General features: G+C 71.4%; 15 protein-coding genes. 4 read left to right on the top strand and 11 right to left on the bottom strand.

Features of this window, described 5'->3' with window-relative positions; translation table 11 throughout:
- Positions 1-2 precede the first annotated feature (2 nt).
- The 3 genes from IFY26_RS15555 to IFY26_RS15545 all read left to right on the top strand — a co-directional run bounded on the left by IFY26_RS15555 (position 3) and on the right by IFY26_RS15545 (position 4,562).
- Positions 3-1,388, top strand: coding sequence for an amidase (locus IFY26_RS15555; RefSeq protein ID WP_232549922.1), 1,386 nt, complete (start codon positions 3-5; stop codon positions 1,386-1,388).
- 92 nt (positions 1,389-1,480) lie between these two features.
- Positions 1,481-2,917, top strand: coding sequence for a threonine synthase (thrC, locus tag IFY26_RS15550; RefSeq protein WP_232549921.1), 1,437 nt, complete (start codon positions 1,481-1,483; stop codon positions 2,915-2,917).
- A gap of 61 nt (positions 2,918-2,978) precedes the next feature.
- Positions 2,979-4,562, top strand: a complete 1,584-nt coding sequence (locus tag IFY26_RS15545; RefSeq protein WP_232549920.1) for a beta-N-acetylhexosaminidase — start codon at positions 2,979-2,981, stop codon at positions 4,560-4,562.
- Between the two features lie 78 nt (positions 4,563-4,640).
- Here IFY26_RS15545 and IFY26_RS15540 read toward each other — a convergent pair whose 3' ends face one another.
- The 9 genes from IFY26_RS15540 to IFY26_RS15500 form a co-directional block, all read right to left on the bottom strand.
- Positions 4,641-6,152, bottom strand: a complete 1,512-nt coding sequence (locus tag IFY26_RS15540; RefSeq protein ID WP_232549919.1) for an arylsulfatase — start codon at positions 6,150-6,152, stop codon at positions 4,641-4,643.
- 4 nt (positions 6,153-6,156) lie between these two features.
- On the bottom strand, positions 6,157-7,167 hold the full coding sequence (locus tag IFY26_RS15535; RefSeq protein ID WP_232549918.1) for a LacI family DNA-binding transcriptional regulator: 1,011 nt from the start codon (positions 7,165-7,167) through the stop codon (positions 6,157-6,159).
- A gap of 58 nt (positions 7,168-7,225) precedes the next feature.
- Positions 7,226-8,404, bottom strand: a complete 1,179-nt coding sequence (locus IFY26_RS15530; RefSeq protein WP_232549917.1) for a Gfo/Idh/MocA family protein — start codon at positions 8,402-8,404, stop codon at positions 7,226-7,228.
- The gene (locus IFY26_RS15525) at positions 8,401-10,212 is read right to left on the bottom strand and encodes a beta-galactosidase (protein WP_232549916.1); all 1,812 of its coding nucleotides are present in this window, start codon (positions 10,210-10,212) and stop codon (positions 8,401-8,403) included. Before IFY26_RS15525 ends, IFY26_RS15530 begins: the two co-directional genes overlap by 4 nt.
- Positions 10,213-10,282: 70 nt before the next feature.
- A complete protein-coding gene (locus IFY26_RS15520) occupies positions 10,283-11,929 on the bottom strand; it encodes an ABC transporter substrate-binding protein (RefSeq protein WP_232549915.1) in 1,647 nt (548 codons plus the stop codon).
- Complete coding sequence (locus tag IFY26_RS15515; protein ID WP_232549914.1) at positions 11,926-12,957, bottom strand: ABC transporter ATP-binding protein; 1,032 nt, start codon at positions 12,955-12,957, stop codon at positions 11,926-11,928. The genes IFY26_RS15520 and IFY26_RS15515 overlap by 4 nt, the downstream gene beginning before the upstream one ends.
- Positions 12,954-13,991 carry an ABC transporter ATP-binding protein gene (locus IFY26_RS15510; RefSeq protein WP_232549913.1) on the bottom strand — a complete coding sequence of 346 codons (1,038 nt, stop codon included), beginning with the start codon at positions 13,989-13,991 and terminating at the stop codon, positions 12,954-12,956. The genes IFY26_RS15515 and IFY26_RS15510 overlap by 4 nt, the downstream gene beginning before the upstream one ends.
- Positions 13,988-14,893: an ABC transporter permease gene (locus IFY26_RS15505; RefSeq protein WP_232549912.1), complete on the bottom strand. Its 906-nt coding sequence runs from the start codon at positions 14,891-14,893 to the stop codon at positions 13,988-13,990. Before IFY26_RS15505 ends, IFY26_RS15510 begins: the two co-directional genes overlap by 4 nt.
- Positions 14,894-14,896: 3 nt before the next feature.
- Entirely contained in the window at positions 14,897-16,012 is a 1,116-nt protein-coding gene (locus IFY26_RS15500) for an ABC transporter permease (protein WP_232549911.1), read from the bottom strand.
- A 155-nt stretch (positions 16,013-16,167) separates the two neighbouring features.
- Here IFY26_RS15500 and IFY26_RS15495 point away from each other — a divergent pair, with 155 nt between their 5' ends.
- Positions 16,168-17,997: a glycoside hydrolase family 15 protein gene (locus IFY26_RS15495; RefSeq protein ID WP_232549910.1), complete on the top strand. Its 1,830-nt coding sequence runs from the start codon at positions 16,168-16,170 to the stop codon at positions 17,995-17,997.
- 415 nt (positions 17,998-18,412) lie between these two features.
- Here IFY26_RS15495 and IFY26_RS15490 read toward each other — a convergent pair whose 3' ends face one another.
- The gene (locus IFY26_RS15490) at positions 18,413-19,438 is read right to left on the bottom strand and encodes a 2-oxoacid:ferredoxin oxidoreductase subunit beta (RefSeq protein WP_232549909.1); all 1,026 of its coding nucleotides are present in this window, start codon (positions 19,436-19,438) and stop codon (positions 18,413-18,415) included.
- Positions 19,435-21,294 (bottom strand): 2-oxoacid:acceptor oxidoreductase subunit alpha, encoded by a 1,860-nt coding sequence (locus IFY26_RS15485; protein ID WP_232549908.1) that lies wholly within the window; start codon positions 21,292-21,294, stop codon positions 19,435-19,437. The genes IFY26_RS15490 and IFY26_RS15485 overlap by 4 nt, the downstream gene beginning before the upstream one ends.
- Between the last annotated feature and the right edge of the window lie 32 nt (positions 21,295-21,326).

Raw genomic sequence — 21,326 nt, 5'->3', positions numbered from 1 at the left:
CCATGACCGCTGCCGCGGTGGACGCCGTCGCCCTGGCCGCGGCCGTGCGCGCGGGAGAGGTGTCCGCGCGGGAGGTGGCCGAGGCGGCCCTCGCCCGGGGAGAGGGGCTGAACCCCTCCCTGGGGGCGTTCGCCGCGTTCGCCGCGGAGCGGGCCCTGGGGCAGGCCGACGCGGTCGACGCCGCGGTGGCCTCCGGCACCCTGGGTGACGCCCCGCTGGCCGGGGTGCCGTTGCCGATCAAGGATCTCGTCGAGGTCGCTGGCGTGCCGTTCGCGGCGGGCAGCCGCGCGCTGGCAGGCACTCTCGCCGGCGCGACGGATGTCTCGGCCGCGCGGCTGGAGGCCGCCGGGGCGGTGACCGTGGGCAAGACGGCCACACCGGAGTTCGGCTTCCCCTGCTACACCGAGCCGGACGGCGCCCCGCCGGCGGTGACGCCGTGGGATCCGACGCGCATGGCCGGCGGGTCGAGCGGTGGCGCGGCCGCGGCGGTGGCGTCCGGCATCGTGCCGATCGCCCACGCCTCCGACGGGGGCGGCTCCATCCGCATTCCGGCGTCGTGTTGCGGGCTGGTCGGGCTGAAGCCGTCGCGCGGCCTCGTCGACACGATGCCGTCGCGGTTGCCGGGCCCCGGCCTGGTGAGTGATGGCGTCCTCACCACCACGGTGCGCGACACGGCGTGGGCCCTGGACGTGCTCGCCCCCGGCCACCACTTCTTCGCCGGCCTGGACGCCGCCGGCACCGACCTGAGGATCGGCGTCCTGACCGAGCCGGTGATCTCCGACGCCGCCGCCGTCCACCCGGCCTGCCTGGCCGCGGTCGCGGAGGTCGCCGAACTGCTGGGCGCGCTGGGGCACCGCGTTGCGGAGGCGCCCCGCCCGTTCGCCGCGGACCGGTGGGCCGCCTTCGACGCCGTGTGGACGACCGGGGCGGCCTCGATCCCGCTGCCGCCGGAGGCCGACCCGGCGCTCACCCCCATGACCCGCTGGCTGCGCGCGCGGGGCCGCGCCGTGACCGGGGTGGAGTACGCCGCCGCCCTGGGGGAGATCGCCCGGCTGGAGTGGGACGTCGACCGGGCCTGGGGCGCCTTCGACGTCGTCCTGACGCCCACGCTCGCCCAGCCGCCCCTGCCCGTCGGGGCGCTGCGCAACGACGCCGACCCGGCGGCCGACTTCGCCGCCCAGATCGACTTCACCCCGTGGACGTCGATCGCGAACCTCACTGGGCGTCCGTCGGTCAGCCTCCCGCTGGTGCGGGCCGAGGTGGACGGGGTCGTGCTCCCCATCGGCGTCATGCTCACCGGACGCCGCGGTGCCGACGCCACCCTGCTGCTCCTCGCGGCCGAGCTCGAACTCGCCCTGCCCTGGCCGCGCACCGCGCCGGGTTTCTGAGCAACGGCCCTCCCGCGGAGCGCCGGCCCCGGGCGACCGGCTGCCCGTGGTCGCGGCGCGGGCGGGCGATGGGGCACCGCTAGGCTGATCCGGTGCGCTACGTCTCCACCCGCGATGCCTCCGGCGGCCCCGGACTGCCGTTCTGCGACATCCTGCTGGCCGGTCTCGCGCCTGACGGCGGGCTGTACCTGCCCGAGACCTACCCGCAGCTGGACGCCGCCACCCTCGCGGCCTGGCGGCGCGTGCTCACCGAGCAGGGGTACGCGGCGCTGGCCGCCGAGGTGCTGGCGCTCTACATCGACGACATCGACCGCGACGATCTGGACGCGCTCTGCGCCCGCGCCTATGCGGCCGACACGTTCGGGTCGGACGCCGTCGTGGGCCTGACCGACCTGGGCGGCGGCGTCCACCTGGGCCACCTGAGCAACGGCCCGACCGCGGCGTTCAAGGACATGGCGATGCAGCTGCTGGGCGAGCTGTTCGAGTACGAGCTGGAGCGCCGCGACGAGACCCTCACCATCCTGGGCGCCACGAGCGGAGACACCGGGTCGGCGGCGGAGTACGCCATGCAGGGCAAGGAGCGTCTGAAGGTCTTCATGCTGACCCCGGCCGGGCGGATGAGCCCGTTCCAGCAGGCGCAGATGTTCAGTCTGGACGACCCGGCGGTGGTCAACATCGCCGTCGACGGCGTCTTCGACGACTGCCAGGATCTCGTCAAGGCCGTCAACGCCGATCTCACCTTCAAGGCCGAGCACCGCATCGGCGCGGTCAACTCCATCAACTGGGCCCGGTTGGTCGCCCAGGTCGTCTACTACGTGGCGCTGTGGCTGATGGCGACCACGCGGGACGACCAGCGCGTCACCTTCGCGGTGCCGTCGGGCAACTTCGGCAACATCTGCGCCGGCCACATCGCGCGTGCGATGGGGCTGCCCATCGACACCCTCGTGCTCGCGACCAACGAGAACAACGTGCTGGCCGAGTTCTTCGCCACGGGCGTCTACCGCGTGCGCGGCCGTTCCGAGACCCACGCGACCTCCAGCCCGAGCATGGACATCTCGAAGGCGTCCAACTTCGAGCGGTTCGTCTTCGACCTGCTCGGCCGCGACGCGGCGGCGGTGACGGAGCTGTTCGCCCACCGGCTGCCCTTGACCGCCGAGTTCGACCTCTCCGGCACGGAGGCCTTCGCCACCCTCGCCGACCGGTTCGGGTTCGTGGCCGGCACGTCGAGCCACGCGGACCGGCTGGCCACGATCGCCGCCGAGCACGCCCGCTCCGGCGTCGTCATCGACCCCCACACCGCCGACGCCGTCGGCGTGGCGCGGGCGCTGGCGTCCGCCCGCGGGCTCACCGAGCCGATCATCGCGCTGGAGACGGCGCTGCCGGTGAAGTTCTCCGCGACCATCGTGGAGGCGCTCGGCACCGACGTCCCTCGTCCCGAGCGCTTCGCCGGCATCGAAGATCTGCCGCGCCACGTCATCGACCTGCCGAACGACGCTCCGGCGCTCAAGGCCCTGATCGCGGGCACCTGACGCCCGCAGCCCTCGCAGCCCTCTCGGCCCCGAGCGGCGGGGGCTTGGGTAGGGTCAGACCATGAGCCTGCTCGCCGAGCCCGCTGCCCGCTTCGCCGCGCTCGTGCCCACCCCGGTGTCGGCGACGCTGACCGAGGGGGTGTGGGAGCTGCCCGAGCACCCTGGCGTGACCGGGCCGGCCGCCTGGGCCCGGACGGCCTGCCGCATGCTCGCGTCCTGCGGGGCCGAACGCACCACGGACGCCACGGAAGCAGCCGGCGGTGCCCTCACGCTGACGAGGGTCGATGAGCTCACCGATGGCGCCTACCGGCTCGAAGTGACGGCGGGCGGCGTCACCCTCGCAGCGGGGGAGGAGGCCGGTCTCGTGCACGGCCTCCGGACCTTTCTGCAGCTGCTCGACCCCGGTTTCGGGTTGCCGACGGCCCGCCCGGGGCTGCCGCGCACCGTCGCCTGCTGCCGCATCGAGGACGCGCCGCGCCACGCCTGGCGCGGCGCCCACATCGACGTCGCGCGGCACTTCCACCCGCTGCCGTGGCTCTTCGCCTTCGTCGACACCCTGGCAGCGCACAAGTTCAACGTGCTCCACCTCCACCTGACCGACGACCAGGGGTGGCGCTTCGAGGTGCCGAAGCACCCGCGCCTCACCGAAGTCGGCGCCCACCGCCCCGGCACGATCTACCCGGGCATGACCGAGCACGACGGCATCCCCCGGGGCGGGTTCTACACCCAGGACCAGCTGCGGGCCCTCGTCGCGCACGCCGCCGAGCGCGGCATCACGATCGTGCCGGAGGTGGACGTGCCCGGCCATGTGCGCGCGCTGTTGGCCGCCTATCCGGAATACGGCTGGGGTGAAGGACTGCCGATCGCGACGCACTTCGACGTGCTGGACGAGGTGCTGTGGCTCGATGACAGGGCCCTCGCCCTCGTCGAGGACATCTACACCGACCTGCTGGCGGTGTTCCCCAGCGAGATCATCCACATCGGGGGCGATGAGTGCCCGACGACCCAGTGGCGCGACAACCCGGAGGCGGACGCCCTCGCGGCCTCCCGCGGGCTGGGCGGCGTCGAGGAGCTCCAGGCGTGGTTCACCCGCCACCTGCGCGACTGGCTGGCCGCCCGCGGCCGCCGCACCCTGGGGTGGGACGAGATCGTCGAGGGCGACGACATCGAGGACGTCGTCGTCATGAGTTGGCGTGGGGTGGAGCCCGGCCGTGCCGCGCTTGCCCGCGGCCACGAGGTCGTCATGGCGCCGTGCCCGTTGCTGTACTTCGACTACCACCAGTCCGATGGCGAGGACGAGCCGCTCGCCCGGAACCCGGCGCGGAGGTGGGAGGACGTGGTCGCGTTCGACCCGGCCGAGGGGGTCGCCGAGGCCGATCGACCCCGCCTGCTGGGCGTCCAGGGGCAGGCCTGGTCGGAGTTCTTCACCACGGTCGAGCACGTCGAGTACATGGTCTGGCCGCGCCTGTGCGCCCTGGCGGAGGTGGCGTGGAGCGGCCCGGCCGATCCGGCGGCCTTCGAGCCCCGGCTCCGGGCCCACGTCGAACGCCTGGCCGCCAAGGCGGTGAACCACCGTCCCCTCGACGGCCCCCACCCGTGGCAGGCGGGCGGTACGGGGCCGTGGCGACGGCGCCCGCCCCGGTGACCAGGCCCCGGTGACCAGGCCCCGTTGACCGGGCCCCGTTGACGCGCCCCCCGGTGGCTCCGGCTCGCAGCCTCGCCGTCAGCGGGGCGTGCGTGCGGTGTCCAGCAGCGGGCCCACGGACGCCCCGGGCGTCAGGACGCCCTCGCGCACGAACCCCTCGGGCCGGTCGGTGAGGTGGTCGATGAGCAGGGCGCGGTGCGTGGCGAGGGCGTCGGCGTGGGTGTCGTCCCGGGCGAGGTCGTGAAGCTCGGTGGGGTCGGCCACCAGGTCGAACAACTGCTCGTGCCCATCCCCGGACCACCACACGTACTTGTGGCGCGCGCCGACCACCCACTGCATCGACTGGCCGAGGATCGTGTGTTCGCCGAAGAGGTGGGTGCGCCACGCGTCCGGCTCCGCGTCCGACCCCGCCCCGCCGCCGTCGGCCGCGAACAGGCGCAGCGCGGAACGTCCCTCGACCGTCGGCGGCACCGGCACGCCGGCCAGCTCGAGCAGCGTCGGCATCACGTCGCGGAGCTCGACCAGGCCCCCGACGCGCGTCCCCCGGGGGACACCAGGACCGGCGAGCAGCAGGGGGACGCGGCTGGACCCCTCGTAGGCGTAGCCCTTGCGCCACATCCCGTGGTCGCCCAGCATGTCGCCGTGGTCGGAGACGAACGCGATCGCCGTGTCGTCGGCCAGGCCGAACTCGCCGAGGATCTGCAGCAGGCGTGAGATCTGGGCGTCCACGTGCGAGATGAGGCCGTAGTAGGCCGCCCGGGCGCGGTGGACGGCGCGGTCGTCGAAGTGCGCCACCAGCGCCTCGGTGTCGCCCTCCACGCGATAGGGGTCGAGCAGCGCGCGCCAGTCGCCCTGCACCGGCGGGGTGAGTTCGGCGTCGGCGTACAGGTCCCACGCCCACTGTGGCGGGTCCAGCGGCGCGTGGGGCCGGTGGAACGAGAGGTAGAGGAAGAACGGCGCCGTCGGGTCGCGTCGATACAACCAACGCTCGGCCTCGGTCACCAGCCAGTTCGTCGGGTGGAGGCGTTCCTCCTTGTCCCAGGGCCGTGCCGCCATCGAGTTGCAACCCAGCCCGTGGTCGAGGTAGTCCTCCCGCGCAGTGGCGCCGGGCTGGTCGCGCAGCCACGGCACATAGTCGTCGTACTCCTCGATCGGACGCCCCCGCCGGCGGGAGTGGTGGAGGTAGCCGTCGTGGAGGAGGACGTCGTCGAAGCCGATCCGGACGCGCTCGGGCCAGTAGTGCATCTTGCCGATGGCCTGGGTGTGGTACCCCGCGGCGGCGAACGCGCGCGGCAGCGTCTCCCCGACGTTGAAGGGGGCGCCGTCGGCGTAACCCACCCGGCCGTGGCTCTCGGGGGTGAGGCCGGTCATCAGCGCCATGCGGGCGGGCACGCACGTCGGCGTCGCGGAGTACGCCCGATCGAAGGAGACTCCCTGCGTGGCCAGGCGGTCCAGGGCCGGGGTCGAGACGTCGGGGTGGCCGCTGGAGCCCAGACAGTCCGCGCGCCACTGGTCGGCACAGATCAGGATCACGTTGGTTCGCGGGGGGTCGTGGGGCACGGTTCGGGCCGGCGGGGCGGGGTCGGGCATCGTCTCACTCGTCTCTGGTCGTGGAGCCCGGCGTGAAGTCCCAGACGAACTCGTGACGCCGGAACGGGGTGTCCATCTGCTCGGTGGCGCGGGCGACGACGATGTCGGCCAGCCGCCCGAACCCGTCCGCGGTGCCGTAGAGACTGATGGGGCCGAGGTGGTTGTGGGCGTTGTCGGGGATGTCGCCGATCGCGATGATCTCCAGGTCGTCGGGCGACGTGATGCCCTGGCTGAGGGCGGTCGAGCGCAGGGTCTGGGCCAGGTACCCGGTGGAGCAGATGACCGCTTCGGGCCGCGGTCGCTCGGCGAGCAGCGCGTGGCAGTGATCGGCGACCTCGTCGCGGCTCCAGCCGCTCAGGTGGACGCGGCCCTCGGCGTCCGCGTCGCCGGCGTCCGCAGCGCCGAGCCGGAAGCCGGCCAGACGCGACGGCCCCCGCCATGCGTCCGAGAACGGCCGCACCGTGAGCAGGTGTACGCGGTCGTGGCGCGCGCGCAGGCGGGCGTACGCGGCGCGGGTGGCGGCGACCGGGGAGGAGCTGATGACGTCGAACCGGTCGGCGCTCGCCTCGGTGGCAAACACCACGAGCGTGGCGCCCCGGTCGGCCAGGTCGTTGACCTTGGCCAGGCCGGTCTCGTCGAAGTCGGTGGAGGTGATGAGGGCCACCCCGGGGGTGTAGCCGAGGAGGAACTCATACCAGGTCTCATCGACGAGGGCGAGCGTCGAGAAGCCCTGCGGATGCGCGCGGCGCTGCACCTCCTGGGCCACGCGCGCTGTCCAGGGATCCTCGGGTGAGCCAAGGGCGAGCACGATGGTGGTGGAGTACCCGCGGCGCATGGCCTGCGCGTGGCTGTTCGGGACGTAACCGAGGGCCGCTGCGGCCTCGTGGATGCGCCGGGCCGTCTCGGGGGACGCCGGCGTCCGGCCGGAGCGGCTCCCCGACAGCACGAACGAGACCGTGGCCGTGGAGACGCCGGCCGACTCGGCCACGTCGATCAGCCTGGCTCTCTTGGCCATCCCGCCCGCCCTTTCCCGGCTCGGTGTGGATTCGCGTGTCCTGGTGGAGAGTAACCGCTCAGCGCGAGCCCGGCTGCCCCGCGTCGAAGTAGGCCCGCGTCGCTCCCGGCAGCTCCGGCACGCGGCGGGTCGAGCCGTCGGTGCGAATCGACTCCACGCCCAGGCATGCCGTGGCCACCGCCTCGCGCGCGGCGACGGTGGAGACGTCGGTCGCGCCGCCCTCGCGGACGAACCGGACGAACTCGGCAGCGAGGGAGGCGTCCGCGCCGCCGTGCCCGCCGTCGCCCCGAGCGATGACCTCGACCCGATCCGGCGTCCGGGCGCTGGAACGCCGGGACGTCCAGACGTGAATCTGGTCCCCACCCTCATCGCCGATGTTCTCGATGCGGCCCGCGTCGCCGATCACGGTGTAGTTGCGCCAGTAGTCGGGGGTGAAGTGGCACTGCTCGTAGGAGGCCAGCACCCCATTGTCGAGGCGCAACGTGAGCAGCGAGATGTCCTCCACGTCCACCACCGGGTTGAGGTCGGTCTGTGCGGTCGGCGGCCAGTTGTTGGGGGAGTACCAGTCCCACATCAGCCGGTCGGAGTTGTCACGTCGCTCGGTGATGTGCCCATAGACCATCAGGTCGCCCATCCCCGAGACCTCGCGGGTGTACCCGCCGGCCAGCCAGTGGATCACGTCGAGGTCGTGGGCGCCCTTCTGCAGCAGCAGCGAGTTCACGTACCTGCGGTCGGCGTGCCAGTCCTTGAAGTAGAAGTCTCCACCGGTGCCGACGAAGTGGCGGCACCACACGGAGCGGACACGGCCGATCTCCCCGCTGTCGATGATCGCCTTCATCTGGCGGATCACGGGCATGTGGCGCATGTTGTGCCCCACGTACAGGCGCGACCCCGTGCGCTGAGCGGTGGTGAGCAGCGCGTCGGCGTCCTCCAGCCGGGTCGCCAGCGGCTTCTCGCAGAACGTGGCCAACCCGGCCTCAAGGCTGGCGGTGGCGTGTACGTGGTGCAGGTGGTCCGGCGTGAGCACCATCACGGCGTCCAGGTTCTCGGCGAAGAGATCGGCCAGATCGTCGACGAGGCGGACGCCCTCCCCGAGCGCCGTGACGGCTTCGCTGCGTGCTCGCTCCGAGGGGTCGCACAGGGCGACGATGCGGCTGCCCTCCCCGGGGCGGTGCGCCTGGCGCGCGATGCTGCGGCGCAGGCCGAAGCCGATGACACCGATGCGGAGGTCGGTCATGGGGTCTCCTTGTCGAGGAGTTCGTCGAGGATGGGGCCGGGGGCGGTGCGGAGCCCGCCACCGGGGCCGTCGGTGGCGAGCAGCGTGACCTCAATGTCCTGCGTCACGAGCGGGGCCGGCACGTACAGCGTCTGCTGGGGGCCCCGTCGCCAGTAGCGGCCCACGAGTTCGTCGCCGACCCACGCGAACCCGCGCGTGTGGGCCCGGAGGTCGAGGAAGACGTCGCGCCCGGCCGTGGTGTCCAGCGCATAGCGGGCCACGGCGAGCCCGTCGGCGTCCTGCTCACGGATCGCCAGGGCGGCGACGCTGGTGCCGATGCGGTCCAGCGCCAGCGGCCACGCCTCCCAACCCATGACGAACCGCGTCCCGAACCAGGCGCCGCGCAGCACCCCCTTGCGCTCCCCGAGGAGCGGGCCGAAGTTGATCCGGCCCAGCGATTCGACGACCAGGTCCAGCACCAGCTCGCCGCGCTCCGCCGTGATGTCGAGCGCATCCGGGGTGCCCTCGTCCCGCTCGGCAATGCCGACCAGCCGTCCGTCGACGAAGACGTGCGCACGGTCCCGCAGGCCGTACAGGCGCAGAGGGACGCTGCCACCGGGGTGGTCGACGCGGGCGCGGAGCAGCAACAGGCCGCGCTCCAGACCAAGGTCCTCGAACGACGGCGGGAAGGGCGAGGGGCCCTCGGGCAGGCGTAGGCCGGGCACGGCACCGAGCGTGGCGCGCGCCAATGAGACGAGGTCGTCGAACGTCAGCGTGCCGCGTGCGACCTCGCTCAACTCGGTGGCAGGGGCGGGCGCCGGTTCGGCCATCAGGTCGTCCGGGATCTCGGGAATCGGAAGGTGGCGGGCGATGACCTCGCGGAAGGCGTGGAACTTGGCGGTCAGCGTGCCGTCCTCGGCGATGGCGGCGTCGTAGTCGTAGCTGGTCACCGTGGGTTGGAGCACGCCGTCATGGTTGCAGCCGTTCCACAGCCCGCTGTTGGTGCCGCCGTGGGCCATGTAGAGGTTCACGTCCATGCCGTGATCGAGCATGGCGGCCAGCTCGGCCGCGGCATCGGCAGCCGGGCGGGTGTGGTGCGGCTCGCCCCAGTGGTCGAACCACCCGTTCCAGAACTCCATGCACAGAGCCGGCGTGTCGGGGTACTCCGCGCGGAAGGCAGCCAGGTACTCAACCGCCCGGGATCCGAAATTGATGGTGGGCGTGGCACCCGCCACGGTGCCGCCGAGCAGGTACTGCAGCGTCGGGCCGTCGCTCGTCATGAGCGGGACGTGGATGCCGCGCCGCAGGAGGCCGTCGCGCAGGTGCTCGAGGTGGGCGCGGTCGTCGCCGTAGCTGCCGTACTCGTTCTCGACCTGGACGGCGACCACGCGGCCGCCCTCGGGGTACTGCCGCGCCGCGACAATTGGGATCAGGACGTCGAACCACGCGTCGACGGCGGCGAGGTAGGCAGGGTCGGAGCAGCGCAGGCGCAGGCGCGGGTCGGCGAGGAGCCAGCCCGGCAGGCCACCACCCTCCCACTCGGCGCAGATGTAGGGGCCGGGGCGGACGATCACGTCCAGGTCGGCGGCCGCGGCGGCGTCCAGGAAGGCGCCGAGATCACGCGGGCCGTCGAACTCGGTGCGGCCCGGGGCGGGCGCGTGGAAGTTCCAGGCTACACACGTCTCGACCGTGTTGGCGCCCAGCGTGCGCAGGCGCCGCAGCCGATCGGCCCACAGCGCCGGGTGGACGCGGAAGTAGTGCAGGGCACCGGAAACGATGCGGTGGGCCGCACCGTCGCGCTCGAACCCGTGGTCGGTCACCGTGAACATGTCTCTCCTGGGCCGGATGGGCCGGTGGGGCACCCCGCAGGGCGCCCCACCGGAAGGGATCAGAACCTCGTCACTCGCGGTACTCGATGTTCATGATGGTGAGGGCGGCGTCGGCGGGCAGCGTCGGGTTCGGCGCGTAGTCGTCCTCACCCGGCACCGGGAAGTTCGTCCAGTGCTGGCCGTTGATGACGGCCTTCCAGCCGGCGGTGGCCGTCGCGATGAACGGCGCCTCGTCGATCAGGATCTCCTGGGCGCGGATGGACAGCTCGCGGGCGCGGGCGTCGTCGGACCCGGGGGCGATGCCGGCCAGTTCGGTGACGATGGCGTTGTACTCCTCGTTCTGCCAGCGCCCGTAGTTGTTGATTGCCTGCTCGCCGAGGGGGACGTAGGTCTCCTCGCCGAGGGAGTTGAACACCTGGTAGGGCGTCGACCCACCGGTCGGGCTGGACGAGAGCATCCCGAAGTTGCCGGTGGTGGACGCCTCGGAGAACGGTGCGTCGGCCATCTGGTTCACGGCCACCTCGAGCCCGAGGTTGCGCTGCCACTGGTCGGCGAGGATGGTGCCGGTGCGGACCCACTCGTCATAGGGCTGGTACACGTCGTAGCGCAGGCTGTGGCTCTGGCCGTCCGGGCCCACGAGCTGCCCGTCGGACACGGTCCAGCCGCCGGCCTGGAGCTCGCTTTGGGCATACTCCGGGTCGTAGCGGTGCTCGGAGTTGGGTGCGAGCTGGTCGGCGTACACGACCGGGTCGAGCGCCGCCTCGCTCGGGACGCCGTAGCCGACGGCCACGATCTCTGCCGCGGTCTCCAGATCCACCGCCGCGCGGAGCGCCCGGCGGACGTGGACGTCGTTGTAGGGGGCCTGCTCGACGTTGAAGATGAGGCCGTCGGCGGTGCCGACGGGGTAGAAGCCGTAGAAGTTGGTCTCGGGGGCGAGGTCCACGAACTCCTGCTGGGCGTTGGCCCAGCCGAACGTGCCGTAGTCGACCTGCCCGGAGATGATCTGCGACTTCGTCGCGTCGCCGGTGATGGCGTGCATGTTCAGCTGGTCGAGACCCTTCGACTCGCCACCCCACCAGTCGTCACGGATGTCGAACGTGATCTGCTGGGGGCTGAACTGCGAGACCGTCGCGGGCCCGGTACCGACCGGCTCGGGGTTGGTCCAGGTGCGGACGTCCTGGTTCTCCCACACGTGGGCTGGCACGATGCGTCGCGTGGAGAAGCCCACCAGGTCCTGGAAGGACTGCTCCTCGTACGTCACGACGACGGTGTGCTCGTCGGGGGTCTCGACCGAGGTGAACGGGTAGGACGCGGGGGTCTCGCCGGAGAGGACCAGATCCCACGTGAACTTCACGTCGGCCGAGGTGAACGGCTCACCGTCGGACCAGGTGACGTCGTCGCGCAGGGTGAACGTCAGTTCCGTCCCGGCGTCGTTGAACTCCCACGACTCGGCCAGGTAGGGCATCATCTCGCCGGCGGCGATCCGGTTGACGCGGATGAGCGGCTCGTAGATGTAGGCCGTCCCCGGGGTGACGCTGACGCCGGTGGGCGAGAACAGGTTGAAGTTCTGGTTCCAGGTGGTGCCTCCCCAGCCCACCTGGTTCAGCACCCGGGGTGCGTCTCCTTCCGGAGAGCTGCCGGGGCCGCCCTCGGTGGAACAGGCCCCGAGGGCCAGACAGAGGGAGGCCGCCATGGCTCCCGCGATCACTTTCTTCATGGTCGGTGCTCCTCATCGGTCGAGCGGGCTCTGGTGGGTGCTTCCACCCCGTCGTAGAGCCAGCACTTCACCTGCTGCTCGCCGACGGTGAACAAGGGGGGCTTCTCCGCCGTGCAGCGGTCCATGACCGCCGGGCAGCGCGGGTTGAAGCGGCATCCGGAGATGGCCTGCGAGGGGTCGGCGGGTTCGTCGACGTCGGGGGTGTCGCCGGGCTCGGCCGGCTTCGTGCGGGAGGGGTCCGGCGCCGAGGCCAGCAGCAGCTGGGTGTAGGGGTGCCGGGGGTTCGAGACGACCTCCTCGGTCGGCCCGCTCTCGACCAGCTCGCCGGAGTACATGACGCACATGCGGTCCGACACGTAGCGGGCGCTCGCGATGTCGTGGGTGATGTACAGGATCGTGACGCCCCGCTCGCGCCGGATGGCGTCCAACAGGTTGAGGACGTCGAGTCGGATGCTGACGTCCAGCATCGACGTGGGCTCGTCGGCCAGGATCACGTCCGGCTCCACCGCCAGCGCGCGGGCGATCGAGATGCGCTGACGCTGGCCGCCCGACAGGGAGCTGGGGAAGCGGTCGATGTAGTCCTCCGCGGGGGTCAGCGCCACCATCTCCAGCAGTTGCAGGATCTGGGCGGTGACCTCGGACCGTGTCAGTTCGGGCTTGTGGATGCGGATCGTCCGGCCCAGGATGTGCCGGATGGTCTTCAGCGAGTTCAGCGATGCGAAGGGATCTTGGTAGACCAACTGGACGTGGCGGTAGAAGGAACGCTTCGGCCGCCCGGTGATGCGCTCACCGTGGAAGCGGATCTCGCCCTCGTCGGGGGCGAAGATGCGGGCGAACGCGCGGGCGAGGGTCGTCTTGCCCGAGCCCGATTCGCCGACCAGCGCCACGATCTCGCCGGCGTGCAGGTCGAGGCTCACCTTGTTGCAGGCGCGCACCTCGACGGCGTGGCCGGCGGCGTCCTTGCCGTCGAAGATGATGCTCAGCTGGTCGGCGCTCAACACGGGGCCGGAGCCGGTGGTCCGGGTCATGCGATCACCTCCGTGGCCGGTCGGGCGGTGGGCAGGGGGGCGACGCCGCGCTCGGCCGCGCGGACGTGGCACGCAGCGAGGCAGGGGCCGATGTCGAGCAGCTCGGGCCGCACCGCGGCGCAGGCGGCGACCGACTCGTCGCAGCGGGGTTCGAAGGCGCACCCGGCGGGCAGCTTGCGCAGGTCGGGCGGCGAGCGGGGGATGCCGTGGCGCTCCCGACGGGGTTCGGTCAGCGAGGGGAACGCGTTGCGCAGCCCGCGGGTGTAGGGGTGTTGCGGGTCGTCGGCGATCTGACGTGCCTGCCCGATCTCCACGATGCGGCCGCCGTACATGATGGCGATCCGGTCGGCCATTTCGAGCAGCAACGACAGGTCGTGGGTGACGAACAGGACGGCGAAGCCGAGCTCGTGCTGCAGGCGCAGGATCTGGTTGAGGATCTGACGCTGCATGACGACGTCGACGGCGGTGGTCGGCTCGTCCATCACGATGAGGTCGGGGTCGCAGGCCAGCGCCAACGCGATCAGTGCGCGCTGCCGCATGCCGCCGGACAGCTCGTGGGCGAACTTGCCCATCGCCTGCGGCGCGATGCCCACCATGGCGAGCAGGTCGGCGGTCCGCTGCCTGATCTGGGCCCGGTTCAGGCTGCGGTCGTGCGCCCTGAGGGCGTCCGCGAACTGGGCCTCCAGGCGGGTGACCGGGTTGAGGCAGGCCATGGCGGACTGCATGACGATGGAGATGTCCGACCAGCGGTAGCGTCGCAGCGCCTTCTCGTCGGCCGCGATGAGGTCGACCCCCTCGCTGTCGCCCGCGTCGTAGAAGCGTACGCTGCCCTTGGGCGTCACCGCAGGTGCCTGCTGCAGCCGGGTCACCGCCGTCAGCAGCGTCGACTTGCCCGAGGCGGACTCCCCGGCAATGCCGAGGATCTCCCCGCGCTCCAGCGTGAAGTTGATGTCCGCGCAGGCACGGACGTTGCCCTCGTCGGTGAGTCCGAGGTACACCACGTCGAGGTCGCTGACCTCCAGCAGGCGCGTCATGCTGTGACCTTTCGTCCGTTGGCCCTGGCCAGATCCGCGTTGAAGCGGCGGGTCCTGGCCGCGAGGCTCGAGTTGAGCTTCGGGTTGGTGATCTCGTCCAGGCCGAAGTTGATGAGCGCGGTGGCGAAGCCGATGATCGCGATGCACAGGCCGGGCGGCAGGAAGTACCACCACTGGCCCCGCAGGATGGCGCCGGAGGACTGGGCCTGGGCGATCATCGTGCCCCACGTGATGCCCGAGGTGTCACCCAGGCCGAGGAACGCCAGGGACGACTCGGCGAAGATGCCGCCCACGAGGGCGGACAGGAACATCGCGGAGATGACGCCGCCCAGGTGCGGAATCACCTCGACGAGGATGATGCGCCACGTCGACTCCCCGGTGGTGCGCAGGGCCGACGTGAAGTCCCGGTTGCGGAGGCTCAGCGTCTGGGCCCGGATGGAGCGGGCGCCGCCCGGCCACCCCAGCAGGCCGATGACCAGGGCGATCAGGATGTACCCGGCGTTCTGGACGTAGCCCGCGATGATGAAGAGCAGGGCGAAACCCGGCAGGGTCATCAGGACGTTCACGATCGCGTTGATGGTGCGGTCGGCCGTGCCGCCGAGGTACCCGGACGTGGTGCCCACCGCCACCGCCATGACCGTGGCGATGGTGCCGGCCAGGGCGCCGACGACCACCGAGCCGCGAGCCCCCACGACCAGTTGGGCGAACAGGTCCTGCCCGGTGTTGTTCGTGCCCAGCCAGTGGTCGGCGGACGGGGGAGTGGCGATCGCCCCGTCGTCCACCGCCCGGGGGTTGAGCCCCAGGGCCGAGATGAGCCAGGGCCCGAAGATCGCCACGAGGACGAAGAAGGCGAGGATGGCGAGGCCAATGACGACCTTGGGGTTGCGCAGGAGCCGGTCCATGGCTCAGACCTCCCTCGTCCGCGGATCCAGCAGCACGTACAGCGAGTCGGCGATGAAGTTCGCCACCAGCACGGCGAGCACGATCATGAGGAAGATGGCCTGCATCAGCGGGTAGTCCTTGGTGGTGATCGCCTGGAACAGCAGGTACCCCATGTCCGGGTAGGTGAACACGATCTCGGTGAGGACGACGCCGCCGATGATGCCGCCGATCGAGGAGGCCAGGCCGGTGATGTTCGGCAGCATCGCGTTGCGTGCGGCGTAGCGGAAGATGACGCGTCGCTCGCTGATGCCCTTGGCCCGGGCGAGCGTGACGAAGTCTTCGCTGATCGTCGTGACCATCATGTTGCGCATCGCGAACAGCCACCCCGAGAAGCCCACGAACACCCCGGTGAGGATGGGCAGGGTGGCGTAGCGGAAGACCGACAGCAGGAACCAGACGTTGTTGATCTGGAACGGCACGTTGGGGCTGTACCCGCCGGAGGAGGGGAACAGCCCGAGCGTGAGGGAGAAGACCCACAGCGTCAGCAGCGCCACCCAGAACGACGGCATGGACGAGAAGAACTGGGAGATCGGTGTGAGCCACAGGTCCAGCCGCGACCCGGGCCGGTGGCCGACGATGATGCCGAGCGAGGTGCCCACCAGCCAGGCGACGAGGGTCGAGACGCCCACGAGGAACAGCGTCCACGGCAACGCACCCAGGATCAGCTCGAGCACGGGGACCGGATAGCGGGAGACCGAGAGGCCGAAGTCGAGGGTGAAGATGCTGCCGAGGTAGTTCCAGTACTGCTCGAACAGGTTCTGGTTCGGGTCGCCGTACAGGTTGCGGATCGACTGCAGCACCTCGGGGCTGAGCGTGGTGCCGGTCTGGCGGGTGATCTGGAGCGCCAGCGTCTGGGCGGGGTCGCCCGGCATGGCGCGCGGCACGAAGAAGTTGATGGTGAGAGCCACCCATGCCGTGAGCAGGTAGAACCCTGCACGCTTGGCAAGGAAGCGGCCGCCCCGGCTGCGGCGCGGTTCGGGCATCTGGGCGAGCGGGGTCTCGGGCACGTTGGCCCGTGGCTCCGGGGCGAGCCTCGACGTCGAGGCGGGGCCGGATGCCGAGGGGTTGTTCGCCGTCATGGCTCTCCTCTCCCGGCGGACTAAAGGTTTAGCCAGCTAAAGGTTTAGTCACCGTAGTAGGGCTGCTTCACCCGAAGGAAGGGTGCGTTGCCAAACCGTGACCTTCGTGTGGCGACCGCAGCCGCCGCCTTGGGTCGATGTGATAGCAAAGGGCCATGAGTGCGCCGATCGAGGACTATGCCCTGCTTTCCGACCTGCACACGGGGCCCCTGGTCTCGCGGCACGGCAGCATCGACTGGCTGTGCCTGCCCCGGTTCGACTCCCCGGCGGTGTTCACCGCCCTGGTCGGGACCCCCGATGACGGCCACTGGCAGCTCTGCGTCGCGAACGCCGAGCCGGAGCAGCGGCGCTACGTCGGCCACTCACTGGTGTTGGAGACGACGTGGCGCGGCGAGAGCGGGGTGGTGCGCGTCACCGACTTCATGCCGCCGTCGTCCGACCACGCCGATCTGGTGCGCCACGTCGAGTGCCTGGAGGGTGAGGTCGAGGTGCGCCACGACCTCGTGCTGGGGTTCGACTACGCACGCCGCAAGCCCTGGAGCCGCATCACCGAGCACAACGGCGAGCGGGTGTGGCGGTTCGTGGCCGGCGAGGACGCACTCAACCTGCACGGCCCGCTGCTCGAGGCCAGCGATGACGAGGCGTGCATCGGCGACCTGGACGCGGGGGGCCCGATGCGCCACCTGGCCGGGTCGTTCGCGCTCGCTGCGGGGGAGTCCGCGTGCTGGACGCTGACGTGGGCGCGCTCCTACGACCCCATGCCCGATCCCGTGGCGGTGGAGGCGGCCCGTGCCGAGACCGTCGAGTTCTGGGAGGGCTGGATCCGTGAGGCCACGGCCCACGACGACGACCACCCCTACGCCGAGGCCGTGGCCCGCTCGCTGGTGGTGCTGCGTGGTCTGACCCACTCGCGGACGGGCGGGCTGGTGGCCGCGCCCACGGCGTCCCTGCCGGAGCACTTCGGCGGGGAGCGGAACTGGGACTACCGCTTCACGTGGCTGCGCGACGCCGCCTTCACCATCGAGGCGCTGCTCGACCACGGGGAGACGGACAGCGCCGAGCTGTGGCGCCAGTGGCTCATCCGGGCCATCGCGGGGGACGCCGAGGACGTCCGCATCATGTACGGCCTCAGCGGTGAGCGGCACCTGCCGGAGGAGGAGTTGGACCATCTCTCGGGGTATGAGAACTCCCGCCCCGTGCGCATCGGCAACGGCGCGGCCGACCAGTACCAGGCCGACGTCGTGGGGGAGGTCATGCTCGCGCTGGCCAAGCTGCGGCGGGCGGACAAGGAGTCCGACCCGAGCTGGGCCATGCAGAAGAACCTCGTGGCCTTCCTGCTCGACAACTTCGACCGTAAGGACCACGGCATCTGGGAGATGCGCGGGGACCTGCACCACTTCACCCACGGCCGCGTGATGATGTGGGCGGCGCTCAACTGCGCCATCGAGGCCGTCGAGGAGTACGACTTGCCGGGCGACGTCGACCTGTGGCGCGAGCGCCGCGCCGCCCTGCACGACGAGATCTGGGAGCGGGGCTTCGACCGCGAGCTCAACTCCTTCACCCAGACGTATGAGAACAACGAGGTGGACGCCTCACTGCTGCAGCTGCCGCACGCCGGCTTCGTCGCCTACGACGACCCGGCCATGCTCGGCACCGTGGCGCGCATCGAGTCCGATCTGGCCTCCGATGCGGGATTCGTGCACCGGTATCGCACCGGCGCGGGCCTCGACGGCCTGGAGGGGGACGAGTACGCGTTCATCATGTGCACGCTCTGGCTGGTCGAGCAGTACGCCTGCTCCGGGCGCCGGGAGGACGCCAAGGCCATCATGGATCGCGTGCTCGGCGTGGCCAACGATCTCGGGCTGCTCGCCGAGGAGTACGACGAGGAGGGCGGACGCCTCGCGGGGAACTTCCCCCAGGCCTTCAGTCACCTGGCCCTCATCCGCGCCGGCGACGCCCTGGACGGCCGCGGCGATCCGCTCTGACCTCGCCGCTCTGGCCTCTCTGCTCTGACCGCTCGGAGGTCCCGACCCGGTCGAGCTGAGCCGCGGCCCGCCCGGACCACGCGGTCGTTCCAGGCGCGGGGTGATCTGGGCCGCGGGGGGAGCTGAGCGGTCGGAGGAACCCACGCGGCCTCGCCACGTTTCGCCTCGGCGACCTGGCGCACTGCATGGCCACTTGGCGCGCCTTCTCCTCACGTGGCGCAGCGGGGCCCACGTGGCGGCCCGTGCGCGCGGCCCGCCACGTGGCCTTGAGGTGCGCCACGTGGAGCGCAGGGACGAGGCGGCTCAGGATCGGGGACGCGATGGCGATGGCGCCCACCGGGTCAGCCGCCCTCGGACGCCCACTGGATCAGCACACCTCTTCACCACACCGCGTCAACCCACCTCGGCTGCGGAGTCAGGCGACGGTCCAGGTGTCGGGGCCGGTGATGAGCTCCTGCAGCGCGGCGGAGCGGTCATCGGGCATGTGCACCTGACGCCGGGCCTCGTCGTCGAACACCGGGCGATCCACCGAACGGAAGATGCCGATGGGGGAGCGCGAGAGGTCCTGGTTCGCGGTGAGCTGGGCGAGCTGGAAGGCGACGGACGGGTCGTCGGCCGACGCGTCGTGCACCACGATGTCGCCGGCGTCCACCTCGGCGGTGGGCCGGACGATCAGCGTCCCGTCGCCGGAGCGCACCACGGCCTGCTCCCCGCCGGCGAACGTCACCGGCTGGCCGTCCACGAGCGGGACGACGGCTGGCGAGTCGGGCTCCTTGAGCCCGGCGAAGGCGTCGTCGTTGAAGATCGGGCAGTTCTGGTAGATCTCCACCAGCGAGGCACCGCGGTGGTTGACCGCCGCCGTGAGCACCTCGGTGAGGTGCTTGCGGTCGGAGTCGATCGTGCGCGCCACGAACGTCGCCCCGGCACCCAGCGCCAGCGCCACCGGGTTGAACGGTGCGTCGACGGAGCCGGCCGGGCTGGACTTCGTCACCTTGCCGGTCTCCGAGGTGGGGGAGAACTGGCCCTTGGTCAGCCCGTAGATGCGGTTGTTGAACAGCATGATCGTGATGTTCACGTTGCGCCGCAGGGCGTGGATCAAATGGTTGCCGCCGATGCTCAGGGCGTCACCGTCGCCGGTCACGACCCACACGGCGAGGTCGTCGCGTGCCAGCGCGACGCCGGACGCGATCGCCGGCGCGCGGCCGTGGATCGAGTGCATGCCGTAGGAGTCGACGTAGTAGGGGAAGCGCGAGGAGCAGCCGATGCCCGAGACGATGACGGTGTTCTCCCGGCGGACGCCGAGCTGCGGCATGAGCGACTGGAACGCCGCGAGCACGGCGTAGTCGCCGCAGCCGGGGCACCAGCGCACCTCCTGGTCGGAGACGAACTCCTTGCGGTTGATCGGGGTGAGTGCCAAGGGCACCTGGGCGAGTCCGGTCACTGGTTGCCTCCCAGGGAGTCGATCTGGTCGATGAGGTGCGGAGCGAGCTCGGCCGGGCTGATCGGCAGGCCCCGCACCACGCTGAAGCTCTTCACGTCGACGAGGTACGTCGCACGCAGCACCGTGGCGAGCTGGCCGAGGTTCATCTCGGGCACGATGACGCGGCGATAGCGGCGCAGCACCTCGCCGGTGTTGGCCGGCATGGGGTTCAGGTGGCGCAGGTGGGCGGTGGCCACGGCGCGGCCGGCGTTGCGGACGCGGGTCGCGGCGGCGCCGATGGGCCCCCAGGTGGAGCCCCAGCCGAGCACGAGGACGTCCGCCTCCCCCGAGGGATCCTCGACCACCAGGTCGGGGATGTCGCGCACGATGCCGTCGACCTTCGCCTGGCGCAGCGCCACCATCTTCTCGTGGTTGTCGGGGTCGTAGCTGACGTTGCCGGTGCCGTCGCCCTTCTCGATGCCCCCGATGCGATGCTCGAGGCCGGGGGTGCCGGGCACGGCCAGCGGGCGGGCGAGGCGCTCGTCGCGGGCGTACGGCAGGAAGGTGCCGTCGGGACCGTTCGGCTCGGTCGCGAAGCCCACCTCGATCGGCTCGATGGACGCCAGGTCCGGAATCAGCCACGGCTCGGCGCCGTTGGCGAGGTAGCCGTCGCTCAGCAGGATCACCGGCGTGCGGTAGCGCAGCGCGATGCGCGTCGCCTCAATGGCGGCGTCGAAGCAGTCGGCGGGCGACTGGGCGGCGATCACCGGCAGCGGCGCCTCGCCGTGCCGGCCGTAGAGGGACTGGAACAGGTCGGCCTGCTCGGTCTTCGTGGGCATGCCGGTGGCCGGGCCGGCCCGCTGCACGTCCACGACCACGAGCGGCTGCTCCAGCATGATCGCGAGCGAGATCGTCTCGCTCTTCAGCGCCATGCCGGGCCCCGACGTCGTCGTCACGCCCAGCGCGCCCGCGTAGGACGCCCCCAGCGCAGCCCCGACCGCGGCGATCTCGTCCTCGGCCTGGAACGTGGTGACGCCCTGGTTCTTTGCCTTGCTCAGCTCGTGCAACACGTCGGACGCCGGCGTGATCGGGTAGGCGCCCAGGAACAGCGGCAGGTCGGCCTTCACGGCGGCGGCCATGAGGCCGAGCGCCAGGGCGCGGTTGCCACTGATCTGCCGGTAGGTGCCGGCGGGCGCGGGCGCGGCGGGAATCTCGTAGCGGACGGCGAACGTCTCGGTCGTCTCCCCGTAGGCGTGGCCGGCGAGGAAGGCCGCCTTGTTCGAGTCGCGGATCTGCGGCTTGGCGGCGAAGCGCCGGTCCAGGAACTCCAGCGTGTGCGCCTCGGGGCGGCTGTAGAGCCAGGTGAGCAGGCCGAGGGCGTACATGTTCTTGGCCCGCGAGGCCTCCTTGCGGCCCAGCCCGAACGACTCGACGGACGCCACGGTCAGCCCGGTGAGGTCGAGGGCGTGGAGCTGGTAGTCGGCCAGCGACCCGTCCTCGAGCGGGTTGGACTGGTAGCCCACCTTGGCGAGGTTGCGCTTGGTGAACTCGTGGGAGTCGGCCAGCAGGACGCCGCCGCGCTTGAGATCGCCGAGGTTGGCGCGCAGCGCGGCGGGGTTCATGGCGACCAGCACGTCGGGCTTGTCGCCCGGGGTCTTGATGTCGGCACCCGCGAAGTGGAGCTGGAAGCTGGAGACACCGGCGATCGTGCCCTGCGGTGCCCGGATCTCGGCCGGGAAGTTGGGCAGCGTCGCGAAGTCGTTGCCCGCGTTCGCGGTGTCGGAGGTGAACCGGTCGCCGGTGAGCTGCATGCCGTCGCCGGAGTCGCCGGCGAAGCGGATGACCACGCGGTCGAGCGTGTGGACTGGTGTGGACACGGGTGTGACGTTCCTTCTCAGGTGGTGGTTCG

The organism is Propioniciclava soli (genome assembly GCF_014858005.1).
In the GTDB taxonomy this organism is placed as follows: Bacteria; Actinomycetota; Actinomycetes; order Propionibacteriales; family Propionibacteriaceae; genus Propioniciclava; species Propioniciclava soli.
Note: the sequence above shows the minus strand (reverse complement) of the source record. Positions and strands in the feature narration are given on the sequence as shown.